The organism is Pelagibacterium sp. (assembly GCF_965249125.1).
In the GTDB taxonomy this organism is placed as follows: domain Bacteria; phylum Pseudomonadota; class Alphaproteobacteria; order Rhizobiales; family Devosiaceae; genus Pelagibacterium.
Genome location: NZ_OZ252217.1, coordinates 1,391,156 through 1,407,426, shown reverse-complemented (window position 1 = coordinate 1,407,426; position 16,271 = coordinate 1,391,156). Strand labels below are relative to the sequence as shown.

The window sequence follows — 16,271 nt, the reverse complement described above, 5'->3', positions numbered from 1 at the left end:
CGAACAAAACAACCGGACAGTCTTCGACGATTGGCGCAGATGTATGGAGTAGCCCAATGAGCGAAATGACCCGACTTTCTGAGCTTGGCCAGTTCCAGCCCCGCTCTCCGCTGGCCTCGGACGATGACGCCGTGCGCGCCCAGTCCCTGCGCATGCTGGCGCGCGGTCTCGGAGAAAACAAGCCCGTCCACCGCCGCATGTCCGACATGCTCTCGGTCGTGCTGGCGCTTTCTTCCCGCACCCGCCGCATGGTTCTCCCTCGCGTTTCGGTGGACGTTGACGTTTTCGACCCTGCGGGGCGCCGCGCGCTGCGCATGTATATGCCCCAGCAAGACTGACCCGACGGAACCGCCCGCCCCTGCTCGCGTTGCCTTGGGTATCGGCAACGGAGGCAAATATGGAGCTTGCGGGAAAAGTCGCACTGGTGACTGGCGGCGGCTCCGGATTGGGCAGGGCCAGCGCCATCAAGCTGGCCAGCGAAGGTGCGGACATCGCCGTGCTCAGCCGCACGATGGCGGAAGTCGACGCCGTCGCCCTTGAAATCACCCGATTGGGCCGTAGGGCCCTTCCCCTCTATGCCGATATCTCGGACGTCGCCGACATGCAGGCAGCGTTCGATCAGATCACCGAGACATTCGGCAGACTCGATATCGTTTTTGCCAATGCGGGTATAAACGGAACATGGGCGCCACTCGAGGACCTTGCCGTCGACGATTGGGACAGGACCATCGCGGTCAATTTGCGCGGCACCTTCCTTACACTCCATCACGCCATACCGCTGATGAAGGAACGCGGCGGCTCCATCGTCATCACCTCGTCAATAAACGGCACTCGCACATTTACGACGGCCGGAGCATCGGCCTATTCGACCACCAAGGCGGGGCAATTGGCGCTGGCCCAGATGGCCGCGCTCGAACTGGCCAAATACCGCATCCGGGTCAATGCCGTCTGCCCAGGCGCCATCGAGAGCCAGATCGAAGAAAACACCGAGCGGCGCAATTTGGAAAAGGCTGGCGAACCGGCCCTCTACCCCGATGGCGACATTCCGCTGACCGACGGGGCGCCGGGCAAGGCGGAAGACGTTGCCCAACTGGTGAGTTTCCTGGCCTCGGACGCGTCGCGACACATAACGGGTACACCCGTCTGGATCGACGGAGCCCAGTCGCTGCTTGTTTGAGAACGCCTATACGCTTCCGGCCAGCACGCGTTTCTCGCCGAGCATCTGCTCGTCGCTCCGGCGCTTGCCGGAAAGATTGAGAGCGTCCAGCAACAGCCGATATTCCTGACGCGCGCTAATATGGCTCATGGTGGGTGCCCCGCCCAGCGCGTCTTCGTCGAGAGGATCGAACACCGTCATGCCGATTGGAAACAGCGACCGGAAGATCACCCGCTCGGCAATGCCATCCGCAACCCTGCACCCCACCCGCTCCGCAATATTGTCCAGCCCTGTCTGCACCAGCCGCGTATTGCGCGAATTGAGCGTGGAAATGCGGTTGCGCACCATCACCCAGTCAATCGTGCGACCATCGATGGCCAGCCGCTCACGGCGGGACCGCTGGACCAAGCGCGTATAATGGCTCAACTCGATCAGCTTGCCGCTGTCCGGCTCGATGCGGGCGATGACGTCCAGATCGATCAGGCTGTCATTGAGCGGGGTTATCAGCGTATCGGCCAGCGAGTGGGCGATACGCGTCAGATGCGTATCGAAGCCGGGCGTATCGATGATGAGATAGTCGACATCGCGCTCCACTTCCGCCACCGCCTGGCGAAACATTTCAAATTCGATATCCGCATTTTTCTCGCGCGAGTCGCCCCGACCCTGCGGCAGATGAAAATGGGTGGAATGGGGAACGGCAAGCCCATGGGCGCTGGCCCACTCGCGGCGGTTGCGCACATAGGTCGTCAGCGTATGCTGGCGACTGTCGGCATCGATAGTGGCAACGCGAAAGCCTTCATACAAAAGATGGACGGCAAGATGAATCGCCGTGGTCGACTTGCCCGAGCCACCTTTTTCATTGCCCAGAACGATGACATGCGCGTTCGATCGCTGCATTTATCCGACTCTAACCCCTGCCCCCAAAAAAAGCGTTGCACAGCTTGGGTGCTTCGCAATACCCGCACAAGTACGAATTTTTCGCCTCAACCCCAGCTTAGTTCGTATTTGATTTACATTTTATAAACGAATGGCCGGCGCCCGCGGCGAGCGCCGACCGTGTCGAATCGCAACCAGGGTGCCGCTCAGATCCAGTATGGTGGCACACCGTAGTAGGTATAGATATCCATGGCGCGCTGGCGGTCGTCCCATTCGAAATCGTCGTCGGACCCATAACGCGGCGCGGTATCGAGATCCGCCTTTGAAATGTCCGTACGATAGCCGCCAATGGCCTCGTCATATGTCAGCTTGGCCCACGGGATGGGATAGTGATCGTCCCCGATACCCAGGAAACCGCCGAAGCTGAGAACGGCATAGCCAACCTTGCCGCTGAGCTTGTCGATCATCACCCTTTCGATGGTGCCGATCTTGTCATTGGCCAGACTGTAGACAGCCGTTCCTTCGACCTTGTCGCTTCCGATCAGATTGCCACTCTCGCGGCGATCGAGATCGCGCGCCCTCAGCCCGTTGTCTGTTCTCGGATCCATTTTCAAAACTCCGTCGCTTGTTGCACTGCACAGTCAACGGAATGGAGTCAGTGGAGTTCCCGCGCCACGCAACTAAGGCAACCAGCCATCGAACCGGCTCAAAGAAGCCCCAGTTGGGCCAATTCCTCGGCCATGCCCTCGGGTGGAGCATCCTCGCCGGCCCGGGCAAGATCAGGCGGAGCATCTTTGGTCTGCAGGTAGCGCCAACCTTGAAAAGGGCGGCGCGGATAGGGCGCTGTGCGGATCAGTTCAGGCTCAAGCAGGATGTCGCAACACGACCTGCCTTCACCGTCCGTTTCCGCTTTGAGGTCCGCAATAACCTGGCGGGCCCGCACCGCACCGGCGATAACCCAGTATAACGATCCCTGCCCCGCAATCTCGTTGGCCTTTTTGGGCATCATGCGGGTGCGATGAACGTTGAGCCCGTCGGGACGTCCGAAACCCTGCTCGCGGCGCAGGGCCCGCCACTCGATCAACTCCTCGACCGAGGAAACGCCAACGCAGAGCTTGATGATATGCATGGGGAACCACCCAAAAAGAAAATGGGGCGACCGTTTCCGGGCACCCCATTGTCGTATCTGAATCTGTCTGTTGCCGAAAGGCCGTATCAGGCACCAGCAATGACAGAGACAATGAAACCGAGCGAGATCAAGCCGACACAGGTCCAGCTTGCGGCTCGCCAGCATACGGCCTTGGATTGGCTACGCATGCAAGCTCCTTGCGCTGTTGCAAAAGCGGTGAGCGCCATCTCTGCCGCTCACCGGTAACGCCTAATTAACTACGCAACGCCCGTTCCGCAAGCCATGATTGAGCCACATTCACGCAATTCACGCTTGCAACTCACGCATGGCTGCCGAATCACCGTCAGAACAGGCCAAACCACCACCCGGCCAGGGTCAGGAAAGCGAAAAAGCCGATAACGTCGGTAAACGTCATCACAAAGGTCGAGGATGCCACCGCGGGGTCGATCTTGAGCCTGTTGAGCAGCATCGGAATCAGGATGCCGCAGCCACCGGCAACGATCATGTTGACCACCATCGCCATACCGATCACCAGCCCCAGGGCCGGGTTGGCGAAGCGGAGTCCGGTGATGACCCCGAGCAGGACCGCAAAGATCAAACCGTTTGTCAGCCCGACAAGCAGTTCGCGTCGGATCAGGCGCCAGGCATTGTTCTTGTCGAGTTCTTTTTGCGATATGGCGCGCACCGTCACCGTCATGGTCTGGGTTCCCGCAACGCCCCCCATCGAAGCCACGATGGGCATCAATACGGCCAGCGCAACCATCTGCTCAATGGTGCCGTCGAACAGACCGATCACCAGCGAGGCGAGCGTTGCCGTTCCCAGATTGACCAGCAGCCACGTCGCACGGCTGCGCACGACACCCGGCACAGTGCGGGAGATGTCTTCATCGCCCACGCCGCCAAGCCGGTGAATGTCCTCATTGGCCTCTTCATTGATGACGTCGACGATGTCGTCGATGGTCAGAACGCCCACCAGGCGCTTGCTCTCATCGACTACAGCGACTTCGATCTGATCGTACCGCTCGAAAATGCGCGCCGCCTCTTCCTGATCGAGGGTAGCGTCGATCAGGCGGATCTGGGTGTTCATGATCTCTTCGATGTGAGTCGCCCGTTGCACCCGTAGAATGCGGTCGAGCGGGATAGTGCCCAACAGGTTGAACCCGGGATCCACGACATAGATCTGATAGAAATCGTCCGGCAGATCGTCGTTTGTCCGCAGATAGTCGATCGTTTGTCCAACCGTCCAGAACGGCGGAATAGCGATGAATTCGGTCTGCATCCGCCGCCCGGCGGAGTCTTCGGGGAAATCGAGGCTGCGTTTGAGCGAGATGCGGTCGAAAGCCGGCATCTGAGCCAGAATTTCGTCCCTGTCCTGCTCGTCGAGATCCTCGAGAATGTAGACGGCATCGTCATTGTCGAGGTCGGCGACGCCGCGCGCGATCTCGGCATTGGGCAATTCTTCCATCAGGTCGATACGAACCGAATCGTCGACCTCGGTCAGCGCCGAATAATCGAAGGCATCGCCAAGAAGCATAACGAGCCGAACCCGATCATCGGCCGGCAACGCCTCGATCACGTCCCCCGTTTCCGATTCATGGAGCGGCTCCATGCGCTTTCGCAGCGCCTCGGAATCCCCAAGATCGATCTCCGCGCGAAGCGCCTCATACCAATCGGAACGAAGCCGACCGTCTGCGTCGTAGATCGTTTCTGGATTTTCGTCGGGTTCCGGTCCGGTCGATGCAGCGTCTTCCATGCAACTCTCCTTCCCGGGTTTTCGCGACGGGCGCGACTCTTGGCTCTGGCTATGGCGTAACCCATCCGCCTGCCATTTGCCACAGCACAATCGCATGGCACCTGCCCGCTACCGCCATAGGCTAAGTAGTTTAGCCTAAAGCCATATAAGCACGCCCTTATCAGCATGAGCCGCACGTTGCCGGCAGCGACGGAGGCTGGGATGAGTAACGGCGGGCATAGGCACAAAGGGTGGATGCAGATCGTCGGGTGGACCATCTGCGGGCCGCTGTTCTGTGTTCTGGTTGCGCTTGGTTACAACGTCATGACATTTGCGAGCTTTCCCGTAGAAATCGGGCTCCGCGCGGCCTTTGCCGCGATCGTCGTACCGCTCGGACTGGCCACTCCGTTCTTTTTCTATTTCTCGATCAAACTGGGTGAACTTGCATCGGCCAACAGACAACTCAGTCTTCTCGCCGCCACGGACGGGCTGACCAGTTGCCTGAACCGTACGGCCTTCACGGCGCTCGTTGAAGCCCGGCTTGAGGCGTTGGTTCCCAAAGGCGATCAGGTCCACGGGGCCCTGCTCATCATTGATGCCGACAATTTCAAGCAGATCAACGACCGCTTCGGACACCATAATGGTGACATCGCCCTGACCCTGATCGCCAGAGCCATACGCTCATCGGTCCGATCTGGCGACAATGTCGGACGACTGGGCGGCGAGGAGTTCGGGGTGTTCCTGCCCATTGTCGACCGCTACGGAGCGGAAATTGTGGCCGAACGGCTTCGCCGCGCCGTGGAAAAGCTGGCCTTTGTGGCGGACGGCCATCGTCACCAGCTCTCGGTCAGCGTCGGCGGTGTGGTGTTCGACCGCCGCACCGGCTTTGAAGACTTGTTCAAACTCGCTGACGAACGGCTCTATGTCGCCAAGAACGAGGGCCGCAACACAGTAAGGCTTATCGGTTGCGCGACCAGCGGCTCCGGCTTTGCAATACTCGATGCCTGAGGCTATCTAGGCCAAATGGCCGATCCTTCCTTTATCAACCGCTATTTCGACGATGACGCCATTGCCGTTGCCCAGCGGTTGATCGGCGCGCGATTTGTTGTCGAGGGCGTCGGCGGCACCATTGTCGAGACCGAGGCCTATACCCAGGATGAGCCCGCCTCGCACAGTTTTCGCGGTCCTACGCCGCGCAACAGGCCGATGTTTAGCGCCCCCGGCACGGTCTATGTCTATCGCATCTACGGCATTCACTGGTGCGTCAACTTCGTGTGCCGCCCCGGAAGTGCCGTGCTCATCCGCGCGCTTGTGCCAACCGAGGGCGTGGAGGAGATGATCGATCGTCGCGGCCTTTCCGACCTTCGAAAGCTTTGCGCGGGTCCGGGACGACTGACACAGGCGCTCGGCATCGACCTGAGCCACAACGATCGCCCCCTCTCCGACCATCCCTTCGGTTTTACCCCCGCCCAGGTCGAGGGCCCCGTCGCCACCGGTCCGCGCATCGGCATCACCAAAGCCGTGGACCTTCCCTGGCGGTTCGGCCTGCCCGACAGCAAATATCTAAGCAGGCCCTTCACAAAAAACGGCCCCTCTGAGGTCTGAGGAGCCGTTGGAGATCGCGGATTGGGGGACGGGCCCTTAGGCCTGAATGACGACCACGCGGGTCCCCGACGGCACGCGCTCGTATAGATCGATAATATCGTGGTTGAGCATGCGAATGCAGCCCGATGACATGGCCAGCCCGATCGATTGCGGCTGGTTGGTGCCGTGGATGCGGAACATCGTGTCGCCACCGCTGCGATAAAGATAGAGCGCGCGGGCGCCCAGCGGATTGTTGGGGCCACCCGGCATGCCATTGCGATAAGGACCGTTGGCCTCCGGGTCGCGGCGCAGCATATTGGCGGTCGGCGTCCAACTCGGCCACTCGGCCTTGCGCCCGACATAGGCATTGCCGCGCAGTGCGAGCCCTTCCCGGCCAACCCCGACGCCATAACGCATCGCCTTGCCGTCTTCCTCCACCAGGTACAGGAACCGATTGGGCGTATCCACGACGATGGTACCCTTGGCGTGGTTGGTCTCGTAATCGACCACCTGCCGCCGCAGTTCAGGCTTGATGAGCCGGGGATTCAGCGCCGCGAGAGGAAACGGCTCATTGGTTACGGGCCCGTAGGCGCTGACCATGGACATCGAGGAAACGGAGGAAGGGGTGCGCGTCGAACACGCAGCCAGTAAAAGCGGAAGGCCTACAAGAAATCCGCGTCGTGTCAGGCTCATCGATAGTTACCCAGGCAAAGAATCAACAACGTGAGCAATAATTAACCATAAGGGTTAAAACTTCTCTCACCATAATTCCGCCGCATGACGAACCGATTGCCGTTTTGGTGCGCTCTGCCCGAAAAGCGCGACAAATCTGCAACACCCGGCGCTCTGCGGAGCGCCATGGCAAATCCAGAGATGAAAGAAGAAAGCTCCCATTCGGGCCAGAGATGGTGCGGTCGAGAAGACTCGAACTTCCACGGGAGTTACCCCACAGCGACCTCAACGCTGCGCGTCTACCAATTCCGCCACGACCGCACTGTCTGGGGAATGCTGCGCCCTTGGGCGAAGCGAGGCTGCATGTAGCAAATGGTTTGGTGTCCCTCAAGGGCTATTTCGCCGTTTGGGGATAAAGTTTTCAGCTCAAGCTCAGGCGGGCTTGATGACCTTCTCGGTCACCACCACATTAAGCTGGCCCTCGTCGACCTGAACCTCGCCCTTTGCGATCAGCGTATTGTTGGCATAGATACGCATGGCGTCGTTCTCGAAGGCATCGAGTTCAATCACCGCGCCGCGCCCCATGCGCAGCAGGTGATGGATCGGCAATACGGCCGCCCCCAGTTCCACGGAGACATCAATTTCGATGGTTTCAAGCGTATTCATCAACAGGTCCGGAACGCCAAAGTCACACAATACGGCGAGAATCGGCTTTTCCCGCGCGTCAGGTCTGACATTGAGGTGTCATGGTTAGTGAAGCGTTAAAGACAGACGAGACGGAAATTTGCACCAGCGCCCCAAAACTCAGGCGCGCCGATGGGGAGCCGGCCAATTGGGTCATCGCCGATTCCGCCGTGAGCTACCCCGATGCTCTCGCTACGATGCAGGAGCGCGCGCGAGCCATCGCGGCTGGCGAGGCATCCGAAGCCATATGGCTGCTCGAGCATCCGTCTCTTTATACAGCTGGCACGTCCGCCAGGACTGAAGACCTGTTGGCTCCCGACCGCTTTCCGGTGTTCGAGGCAGGGCGTGGTGGACAGTTCACCTATCACGGCCCCGGCCAGCGGGTTGCCTATGTCATGCTGGACCTGCGCGAGCGCGGGCGCGACATCCGCTGCTTGGTCTCAGGGCTGGAAAACTGGGTCATCGATACCCTCGCCGCCTTCAACATCAAGGGCGAGAAGCGTGATGGCCGCATCGGGGTCTGGGTCAAGCGCCCCGACAAGGGACCGTTTGCCGAAGACAAGATCGCCGCCATCGGCGTCAGGGTTTCCCGCTGGGTCAGCTTTCACGGCATCTCCCTCAACGTCAGCCCCGATCTCGATCATTACTCCGGCATCGTGCCTTGCGGCATCAGCCAGCATGGCGTGACGAGCTTTGAGGATCTGGGGCAGATCGTTTCGATGGCCGAAGTGGATTCGGTTCTCAAATCGCGCTTTGAAACGCACTTCGGACCGGCAAGGCTTGCCTCCACGCTCTGATCGCGACAAGGTGACCGGCAAAGCAATCCTCACTATTTCTGGGTGCAAGGGGACAAATATGCGCTTCGACGATCTGCGGAAGCTGGCAACGGGCAGCGTCTTGTTCAATCTGGGCCGGATCATCTCGCCCCGTCTCGTGACGATCCTGTATCTTCTGGGCCTTGCCGCCATAGGGCTCTGGGCGGTCAATCACTTCTTTTCGAGCTTCCGGTTCGGTTTCGGCAACGGGCTGTGGGGCCTGCTCGAAATTGGAGTGTTCGGGCTATTGGCTTTCGTAGCGCTCCGCATTGTCTGCGAGGCAGTCATAGTCTTTTTCCGCGCCAACAGCGTCGAGGCGGAAACCTACGAGCCCACACACATGGGCGCTTCCCTGATCGACGACGTGCGCGAGGCGATCGAGGATCTGGCCGATCAGGAGCCCGATCCCGTCGAGCCCGTGGCGCCTGCTCCGGTCGCGCCAACGCCGCCGGCGCCCACCACGCCCACGGCCGAAGAACCGGCAGTGATGCCCGATGCCGATGCACCAAAGCCCGCGGCCAAACGGCGCGCGAGTTCGCCCAAGGCGGCACCCAAGGCTTGAAATCAAAAGGCTCCGCCCTGACATCAAGGCAGCTATGAAGCGCGCAAAGATTGACCTTTGCGCGCTTTGCGGTATGACACGCTCAAATTCATGCGAGTTTCATATCCCATGGCGCCGGTCCGCTTGGCCCGGCACCTTTGGCAATCTCGCCTTTTCAAGGAACGACGGACGCCCATGAGCGCGCCAACATCAACGCAGAACGCCCCCAAGATCGGCCTCGTGAGCCTCGGCTGCCCCAAGGCCCTCGTCGATTCAGAACGCATCCTCACCACCCTGCGCGCCCAGGGCTACAGCTTTTCGCCTTCCTATGAGGGGGCGGACGTTGTCATCGTCAACACCTGCGGCTTTCTCGACAGCGCCAAGGCCGAAAGTCTCGATGCCATCGGTGAAGCCATTTCCGAAAACGGCCGTGTGATCGTTACAGGCTGTCTCGGTGGCGAAGAAGAGCTGATCCGCAAGACCCATCCCGGCGTTCTCGCCGTCTCGGGCGCGCACCAGTATGAAGCGGTGGTCGATGCCGTCCATAGTGCCGTACCGCCCGTGCCCAACGCCTTTGTCGATCTGGTGCCCGAACAGGGCCTGCGGCTGACGCCGCGTCACTATGCCTATCTCAAGATTTCCGAAGGCTGCAACAATCGTTGCACCTTCTGCATCATCCCCTCGATCCGCGGCGACCTCGTCTCGCGTCCCATCGCCTCGGTGCTTTATGAAGCCGAGCGGCTGGTCAAGGCCGGCGTCAAGGAAATCATGGTCATCTCGCAGGACACCTCGGCGTACGGTGTGGACCTCAAATACGCCACATCGCCCTATCGCGGACGCCAGGTCGAAGCGCGGTTCCAGACCCTTGCCGAGGAAATGGGCAAGCTGGGCGCCTGGGTGCGCATGCACTATGTCTATCCCTACCCCCATGTCGACAACGTCATTCCCTTGATGGCCGACGGGGTGATCCTGCCCTATCTCGATATTCCCTTCCAGCACGCCAGCCCGCAGGTTCTCAAATCCATGCGGCGTCCGGCGAACCAGGAAAAGACCGCCGACCGCATCCGCAAATGGCGCGAAGTGTGTCCCGATCTCGCTATCCGCTCGACCTTCATCGTCGGCTTTCCCGGCGAGACGGAGGAAGACTTCCAGATGTTGCTCGATTGGGTTCACGAAACCAAGATCGACCGTGCCGGAGCCTTCCCCTATGAGCCGGTCACCGGCGCCCGCGCCAACGATCTGGGCCTTGATGAAATCCCCGAAGAGCTCAAGCAGGAACGTTATGGCCGCCTGATGGAAGCGCTGCAGGAGGTTTCGGCCGAGCGCCTCGCGTCCCGCGTCGGCCGCACCATCGATGTTCTGGTCGATGATGTCGAACCCGAAGAGCAGCGCGTCATCGCCCGCTCGCAATGGGATGCCCCCGAAATCGACGGCAATGTGATCGTCGAGAACGCCACCGGCATCAAACCGGGCGACATGATCTCGGTGAACGTCGTCGATTCCGACGAATACGACCTCTACGCGGTCCCGGCCGGTTCGGTGCAGTGACCCACAGCGTCTATGACGTCCCAATGGCCGGCGGCCCGCTGAACCTGGGCCGCAGCCCGCTCGTCATGGGCATTCTGAACGTCACCCCCGACAGTTTTTCCGATGGCGGTGATTTCTCTGCCCTCGACGCCGCCATTGCCCATGCCCACGAACTCGTTGCCGAGGGTGCCGACATCGTCGATATCGGCGGCGAGAGCACCCGTCCCGGCTCCGATGAAGTGGGCATACAGGACGAACTCGACCGGGTCATGCCCGTACTCGACGCCCTTGCGGAGTGCGGCTTTAAGGCCCCGATATCCATCGACACCTACAAGGCCCTGGTCGCCGATCAGGCGGTCCAGGCGGGCGCCAAAATCATCAACGATGTCTGGGGCCTTCAGCGTGACCCGGAAATCGCCGACGTCGCCGCCCATCACGGCACCCCGATCATCGCCATGCATTGGGACACCGAGCGCGACACCGCGCGAGACCTGATCGATGAAATGAAGCGCTGGCTCTCCCGATCGGTGGAGATCGCGCTCAAGGCGGGGGTTGCGAGGGAAGCGATCATCCTCGATCCGGGCTTCGGATTTGCCAAATCCTTCGCCGAGAACTACGAACTCCTCAATCGCCTCGACGAATTGCACGCGCTCGGCTTCCCGCTGCTGGTCGGGACCTCGCGCAAGCGCATGATCGGCAACCTGCTCGACGTGCCGCCAAAAGAGCGCGTATCGGGCACCATCGCGACCTCGGTTCTCGGCTACATGAAGGGCGGGCACATTTTCCGCGTCCACGACGTGCGCGCCAATCGCGACGCCTTGCGCGTTGCTGCCGCCGCGCTCTATGGTCCGCCGCAACAGGAGGCGTGAGTCCCATGGACAGCTTTGCCGATCGCGACCGCATCATACTGGCCGGGCTGGCCTTTTACGGCTATCACGGCGTCATGATGGAGGAAAACGCGCTGGGCCAGCGCTTCCGCATCGATCTCGAGCTGGGGCTGGACATGTCCGAAGCCGCCCGCACCGACGAGGTCGCCTCGACCATCTCCTATGCCCATATCTACGATCTGGTGAAGGAAGCCTTCGAGGAAAGACGCTTCAAGCTGATCGAAGCGCTCGGCCACCACATCATGACACGCCTTTTCGAACGCTTCGACAAACTCGACTGGATCCGCATCAAGGTCAGAAAGCCCGAGGCGCCCCTGCCCATCGTGGCTGGCGAAGCCGCCATCGAAATGGTCAGGACCAGGGAACAGATCTAATGGCCCACGCAGTCCTGGCGCTGGGCGCCAATATGGGCGACCCGGCGCTCCAGATTGCTCAGGCCATCGAAGCCATCGCCGGTCACAAGCAGATTTCCCTGTTGAAGCAAAGCACGCTGATCGTCAGCGAGCCTTGGGGCAAGACCGATCAGGATCGATTCCATAATGGTGCCGTTCTGATCGAAACCACGCTTGCCCCGCTCGAACTGCTCGATTTCTGTCTTGCCACCGAGGCCGCAATCGGCCGCGTCCGCATCGAGAAATGGGGGCCGCGCCTCATCGATATCGACATCATCGTTTACGATGAACTGGTGATCGACAGCCAGCGTCTGACCTTGCCCCATCCTCATGCGCACGAGCGCGACTTTGTGCTCGATCCGTTGCGCGAAATCGCGCCGGACATGGCCGATTGGCTGATGATTCAGACAGACAACAAGTCAGCCTAACAAGTTGATAACATTGACCGCGGCATCGAATTCAAGGCGCCGCTGCCGACGCCGCGCCGCAGCCTCGTAATCTTCACCCCAGAGCGAAATCTGGTAATCCTCGTCAACATGGGCTGCCGTCCATGCAGCATCGGCATCGACCAGCTTTTCGCGCAACGCAATCGCCAGCAGGCCCGAGCCCGTCAGCCCCGTCACCGACACCATCGCAGTGGCAGGCACATGGTGCAGCGGTTCGATGGCATCTCTGAGCTTTTTGAGCATGTCGGGAGATTGCGCCTTGTGCACAATCCCCACAGTTGGCTGGAAGCTGACCGAAAAATGCCGTGCAATCCGCACAAGCACATCGTCCCAGACCTGCTCCTGCTTCTCGACAAGCTCGCGAGGGCTGTCGGCGCGATAGAGCAGCAGATCATTGCCCGCATATTTCACCACTTCATCGAGCAGTGCGATCCGCGATTCATCGCCCGCCTCGACGGCCGAATTGATCAGTTTGACATGCGGCATCATATCGGGGTCGATCTGATCGCCCTGCGCATCCCATTCCTCCCGCATGCGCGCCGCAAGATCGGCATGGCCAACGCCAACCTGCTTTCCGGTTGGCGTCTTGGTCACGCGGCCGTCCAGCAATACGGTGAAAAACCCGTCGGCCTCGGCCACCTCGACTGTCTTGTAGAAGCGCCTGGGCAATTCGCGGATCAGATCCTTCTGATTGCGGCCCTGCCCCGCATCCTGATGCCTGAGTGCGTCTTCGAGAAATTCGCGCATCAGCTCAACACCTTTTCTATTGCATCGTCGAGATCGGCATAATCGTCGATGATGATATGGGCACCGCTCTCCTCGAGCGCAACGCGGGCGTGATAGCCCCAGCTCACCCCGATCGTCCGCGCCCCGGCCGACCGGCCCAGCTCCATATCGAAGGTGGTATCGCCGATCATCACCGTACAGGACGGATCGATCCCGGTTTCTGCACAGGCCCGCAGGATCATCCCCGGATGAGGTTTCGACGGATTGTGGTCGGGCGTTTGTAGTGTCACAAAATGGTCGGCCAGCGTGTGCAGCGCCAGGATGCGATGGACCCCATGCAGCCCCTTGCCCGTGGCGATGCCGAGGATCGAGGCATCATGGGCTTTCAGCCGATCGAGTGCGTCCATCGCCCCGGCGTAAAGCGGCTCGTGCCGATGGCCCTCCGCCAGCATGGCGCGATAGTGCTGACGATAGGTGACAGCCATAAGGATCGCCGTCTCGGCGTCGCACCGCGCCAGATTCTCGATGGCAAGTTCCAGCGACAAGCCAATGATCGAATGGGACATTTCCCGCGTCGGCTCAGGCAATCCATGGTCACGAAAGGTCGCCGCCATGTGCTCGGCGATGATCGCGCCGGAGTCGATCAGCGTGCCGTCCATATCGAACATGATGAGGCGTGGATCAGCCATCATGCGTCATCCTCGGGATCGACATCCTGCACATCGTACTGATTGGCATCGAACCCCAGCGTCTCGAAGCTCGCCTTCATATGCGGCGGCAGCGGTGCGGTAATATCGAGCCTCCTGCCGCTGCGCAGCGGAATGGCCAGCCGCCGCGCGTGCAGATGCAGCCCGTTGCCCAGTTCCTCTGGCCGTTCGAAATTCCAGTTTTCCAGCGTATTGTAGCGTGGATCGTCGAGGATCGGCGTGCCCAGCTCCATCATGTGCACACGCAACTGGTGCGTGCGACCGGTTACCGGTTTGAGCGTCACCCAGGCGAACTGGTTGGCAGCGCTCTCGGTCACCGAATAATAACTCACCGAATGTTGAGCGCCCTCGGTGCCGTTTTCGACAACCACCATCTGCTCGCCGTCCTGGGTCGATTGGCGCGCCAGAAAGCACGAAATCCGCCCCTGGCGGGGATGGGGAACACCGATCGTTATCGCCCAGTAAATCTTGCGCGCCGAGCGCGAGCGGAACACGGTGCCGAAATGGCTTGCTGCAGCGCGCGTCTTGGCCACCAGAAGGCACCCCGAGGTATCGCGGTCGAGCCGATGGACCAGCCGGGGCGGCTCGCCCTTCTTGTTGGGCAGCGATTTGAGCATGCCGTCGATATGGCGCTTGGTGCCCGATCCGCCCTGCACGGCCAGCCCGTGCGGCTTGTTGAACACATAAACCTCGTCATCCTCATAGAGGATGAGATCGCGCAGGAAGTCGGCGTCTTTCTGGTTGATACGCGGCGCGTCCGGCGAACGCACCGGCGCATCGCCCAGCGGCGGCACACGCACCGTCTGCCCGGCAACCAGCCGCGCATTGGTGGCAACCCGTCCGCTGTCGACCCGCACCTGTCCCGATCGCAGCAGCTTTTGCAGGCGCCCGAAGCTTAATTCGGGGAAATGCACCGAGAACCAGCGGTCGAGCCGCATCCCGTCCTCATCCGCCGCCACTTCCCGCAATTGCACGCCGCTCATGAAACCCTGTCCTTTGCCATTCGCGGCCCTTCTAGCGGGAAATTGCCGGCCCGTCATGGGGTATGGAGCTAACCGCCGCGCTTCGCCGCACGCAGTTTGGCAAAATAATCCATCCGCTTCTTGATATCGCGCTCGAACCCGCGCTCGACCGGCTGATAGAAGTCCCGCCGCCCGATCTTTTCGGGAAAATACTCCTGACCCGAAAAGCCCTCGGGGGTGTCGTGATCGTAGATATAGCCCTCGCCATAGCCTTCGGATTTCATCAGCTTGGTCGGGGCATTGAGAATGGCCATGGGCGGGGTCGGCGAGCCGGTCGTCTTGGCCAGCGCCAGCGCCCGATTGTATGCATTGTAAAGTGCGTTCGATTTGGGCGCCGTAGCGAGATAAACCACAACTTCGGCCAGGGCCAGCTCTCCCTCAGGGGACCCGAGCATATGATAGGCGTCCTTGGCAGCCGTGGCGATCGGCAGCGCCTGCGGATCGGCCATGCCGATGTCTTCGACCGCCATGCGGATCAGCCGCCGCGCCAGATACATAGGGTCCTCGCCCGCATCGATCATGCGCGCGAAATAATAGAGCGCCGCATCGGGATCCGATCCGCGCACCGTCTTGTGCAAGGCCGAAATCAGATTGTAATGGCCATCCTGGCTTTTGTCGTAGATCGGCGCCCGCCGCTGGACGAGCTTGGCCAGCCCCGCCGGGTCCAGAATTTCGTCTGGCGCCGTCGCAGAGATGATTTCCTCGATCAGCCCCAGCATTGCGCGCCCATCGCCATCGGCCAGACCGATCAGCGTTTGCCGCGCGTCTTCATCGAGCGGTAATGCCTTACCCAGCTCCTCTTCCGCCCGCCGAGCCAAGGCATCGAGATCGTCGCGGTCGAGGCTGGAAAACTTGAGCACCTGCGCCCGCGACAAGAGCGCCGCGTTGAGCTCGAAACTCGGGTTCTCCGTTGTCGCCCCGACCAGCACCACGGTGCCGTCTTCCATGACGGGAAGAAAGCTGTCCTGCTGCGCCCGGTTGAAGCGATGGATTTCGTCGACGAACAGCAGCGTCCGCTGGCCGGCCCGCCGCGCCGTGCGCGCCGTCTCGAAAACCTTCTTAAGGTCCGCCACGCCCGAAAAGATCGCCGAAATCTGCTCGAACCGATAGTCGACCGCATCGGCCAACAGCCGCGCGACTGTGGTCTTGCCCGTCCCCGGCGGTCCCCACAGAACAAGCGAACCCAGCCGCCCCGAAGCCAGCATCCGCCGCAGCGTGCCATCGGGACCGATGATATGGGTCTGCCCGATCACCTCCTCGAGCGATTTCGGCCGCAGCCGGTCGGCCAGCGGCCGGTCGGCGCCCGGTGCATCGGTCGGTCGCGAGGCCGGAAGGTCCTCGGGAAAAAGGTCGCTCATCGCACCTCACATTGGTC

The 16,271-nt window shown here is 60.9% G+C and carries 20 protein-coding genes and 1 tRNA gene; 10 read left to right on the top strand and 11 right to left on the bottom strand.

Translation table 11 applies throughout. The annotated features are described in order from the left end of the window. The first annotated feature begins 56 nt into the window (after positions 1-56). Both ACP148_RS07035 and ACP148_RS07030 read left to right on the top strand, forming a co-directional pair. Positions 57-338 (top strand): hypothetical protein, encoded by a 282-nt coding sequence (locus tag ACP148_RS07035; RefSeq protein ID WP_421950226.1) that lies wholly within the window; start codon positions 57-59, stop codon positions 336-338. 59 nt (positions 339-397) lie between these two features. Then, on the top strand, positions 398-1,177 hold the full coding sequence (locus ACP148_RS07030; protein ID WP_421950225.1) for an SDR family oxidoreductase: 780 nt from the start codon (positions 398-400) through the stop codon (positions 1,175-1,177). Between the two features lie 6 nt (positions 1,178-1,183). On the opposite strand, the gene ACP148_RS07025 is transcribed toward ACP148_RS07030, so the two are convergent. From ACP148_RS07025 to mgtE, 4 genes are all read right to left on the bottom strand, one after another. Next, positions 1,184-2,053 carry a division plane positioning ATPase MipZ gene (locus ACP148_RS07025; RefSeq protein WP_421950224.1) on the bottom strand — a complete coding sequence of 290 codons (870 nt, stop codon included), beginning with the start codon at positions 2,051-2,053 and terminating at the stop codon, positions 1,184-1,186. Positions 2,054-2,238: 185 nt separating this feature from the next. After that, on the bottom strand, positions 2,239-2,640 hold the full coding sequence (locus tag ACP148_RS07020) for a PRC-barrel domain-containing protein (RefSeq protein WP_421950223.1): 402 nt from the start codon (positions 2,638-2,640) through the stop codon (positions 2,239-2,241). 98 nt (positions 2,641-2,738) lie between these two features. Continuing rightward, positions 2,739-3,161 (bottom strand): DUF1489 family protein, encoded by a 423-nt coding sequence (locus tag ACP148_RS07015; protein ID WP_421950222.1) that lies wholly within the window; start codon positions 3,159-3,161, stop codon positions 2,739-2,741. A 343-nt stretch (positions 3,162-3,504) separates the two neighbouring features. Beyond that, on the bottom strand, positions 3,505-4,914 hold the full coding sequence (gene mgtE, locus ACP148_RS07010) for a magnesium transporter (RefSeq protein WP_421950221.1): 1,410 nt from the start codon (positions 4,912-4,914) through the stop codon (positions 3,505-3,507). Between the two features lie 201 nt (positions 4,915-5,115). On the opposite strand from mgtE, the gene ACP148_RS07005 reads away from it, so the two are divergent. Both ACP148_RS07005 and ACP148_RS07000 read left to right on the top strand, forming a co-directional pair. Then, positions 5,116-5,901 (top strand): GGDEF domain-containing protein, encoded by a 786-nt coding sequence (locus tag ACP148_RS07005; protein ID WP_421950220.1) that lies wholly within the window; start codon positions 5,116-5,118, stop codon positions 5,899-5,901. 15 nt (positions 5,902-5,916) lie between these two features. Continuing rightward, on the top strand, positions 5,917-6,498 hold the full coding sequence (locus tag ACP148_RS07000; RefSeq protein WP_421950219.1) for a DNA-3-methyladenine glycosylase: 582 nt from the start codon (positions 5,917-5,919) through the stop codon (positions 6,496-6,498). A gap of 36 nt (positions 6,499-6,534) precedes the next feature. On the opposite strand, the gene ACP148_RS06995 is transcribed toward ACP148_RS07000, so the two are convergent. The 3 genes from ACP148_RS06995 to ACP148_RS06985 all read right to left on the bottom strand — a co-directional run bounded on the left by ACP148_RS06995 (position 6,535) and on the right by ACP148_RS06985 (position 7,815). Further along, a complete protein-coding gene (locus ACP148_RS06995; protein WP_421950218.1) occupies positions 6,535-7,170 on the bottom strand; it encodes a L,D-transpeptidase in 636 nt (211 codons plus the stop codon). A gap of 213 nt (positions 7,171-7,383) precedes the next feature. Next, a tRNA-Leu gene (locus ACP148_RS06990) sits at positions 7,384-7,470 on the bottom strand. A gap of 111 nt (positions 7,471-7,581) precedes the next feature. Beyond that, positions 7,582-7,815, bottom strand: coding sequence for a FliM/FliN family flagellar motor switch protein (locus ACP148_RS06985; RefSeq protein WP_014130797.1), 234 nt, complete (start codon positions 7,813-7,815; stop codon positions 7,582-7,584). An 80-nt stretch (positions 7,816-7,895) separates the two neighbouring features. On the opposite strand from ACP148_RS06985, the gene lipB reads away from it, so the two are divergent. The 6 genes from lipB (at position 7,896) to folK (ending at position 12,423) form a co-directional block, all read left to right on the top strand. Further along, positions 7,896-8,630: a lipoyl(octanoyl) transferase LipB gene (gene lipB / locus ACP148_RS06980; protein ID WP_421950217.1), complete on the top strand. Its 735-nt coding sequence runs from the start codon at positions 7,896-7,898 to the stop codon at positions 8,628-8,630. A 58-nt stretch (positions 8,631-8,688) separates the two neighbouring features. Beyond that, positions 8,689-9,210 (top strand): DUF4282 domain-containing protein, encoded by a 522-nt coding sequence (locus ACP148_RS06975; RefSeq protein ID WP_421950216.1) that lies wholly within the window; start codon positions 8,689-8,691, stop codon positions 9,208-9,210. Between the two features lie 174 nt (positions 9,211-9,384). Beyond that, a complete protein-coding gene (rimO, locus tag ACP148_RS06970; RefSeq protein WP_421950215.1) occupies positions 9,385-10,737 on the top strand; it encodes a 30S ribosomal protein S12 methylthiotransferase RimO in 1,353 nt (450 codons plus the stop codon). After that, positions 10,734-11,585: a dihydropteroate synthase gene (folP, locus tag ACP148_RS06965; RefSeq protein WP_421950214.1), complete on the top strand. Its 852-nt coding sequence runs from the start codon at positions 10,734-10,736 to the stop codon at positions 11,583-11,585. The genes rimO and folP overlap by 4 nt, the downstream gene beginning before the upstream one ends. Positions 11,586-11,590: 5 nt before the next feature. Continuing rightward, entirely contained in the window at positions 11,591-11,977 is a 387-nt protein-coding gene (gene folB / locus ACP148_RS06960) for a dihydroneopterin aldolase (protein ID WP_421950213.1), read from the top strand. Beyond that, complete coding sequence (gene folK / locus ACP148_RS06955; protein WP_421950212.1) at positions 11,977-12,423, top strand: 2-amino-4-hydroxy-6-hydroxymethyldihydropteridine diphosphokinase; 447 nt, start codon at positions 11,977-11,979, stop codon at positions 12,421-12,423. Before folB ends, folK begins: the two co-directional genes overlap by 1 nt. On the opposite strand, the gene ACP148_RS06950 is transcribed toward folK, so the two are convergent. From ACP148_RS06950 to ACP148_RS06935, 4 genes are all read right to left on the bottom strand, one after another. Further along, the gene (locus ACP148_RS06950; RefSeq protein WP_421950211.1) at positions 12,415-13,188 is read right to left on the bottom strand and encodes an ATP12 family chaperone protein; all 774 of its coding nucleotides are present in this window, start codon (positions 13,186-13,188) and stop codon (positions 12,415-12,417) included. The two genes, folK and ACP148_RS06950, sit on opposite strands and share 9 nt — an antisense overlap. Then, positions 13,188-13,859: an HAD-IA family hydrolase gene (locus ACP148_RS06945; protein ID WP_421950210.1), complete on the bottom strand. Its 672-nt coding sequence runs from the start codon at positions 13,857-13,859 to the stop codon at positions 13,188-13,190. The genes ACP148_RS06950 and ACP148_RS06945 overlap by 1 nt, the downstream gene beginning before the upstream one ends. Then, on the bottom strand, positions 13,856-14,857 hold the full coding sequence (locus tag ACP148_RS06940; protein WP_421950209.1) for an RluA family pseudouridine synthase: 1,002 nt from the start codon (positions 14,855-14,857) through the stop codon (positions 13,856-13,858). The genes ACP148_RS06945 and ACP148_RS06940 overlap by 4 nt, the downstream gene beginning before the upstream one ends. Positions 14,858-14,925: 68 nt before the next feature. Next, positions 14,926-16,254 (bottom strand): replication-associated recombination protein A, encoded by a 1,329-nt coding sequence (locus tag ACP148_RS06935; protein WP_421950208.1) that lies wholly within the window; start codon positions 16,252-16,254, stop codon positions 14,926-14,928. Between the last annotated feature and the right edge of the window lie 17 nt (positions 16,255-16,271).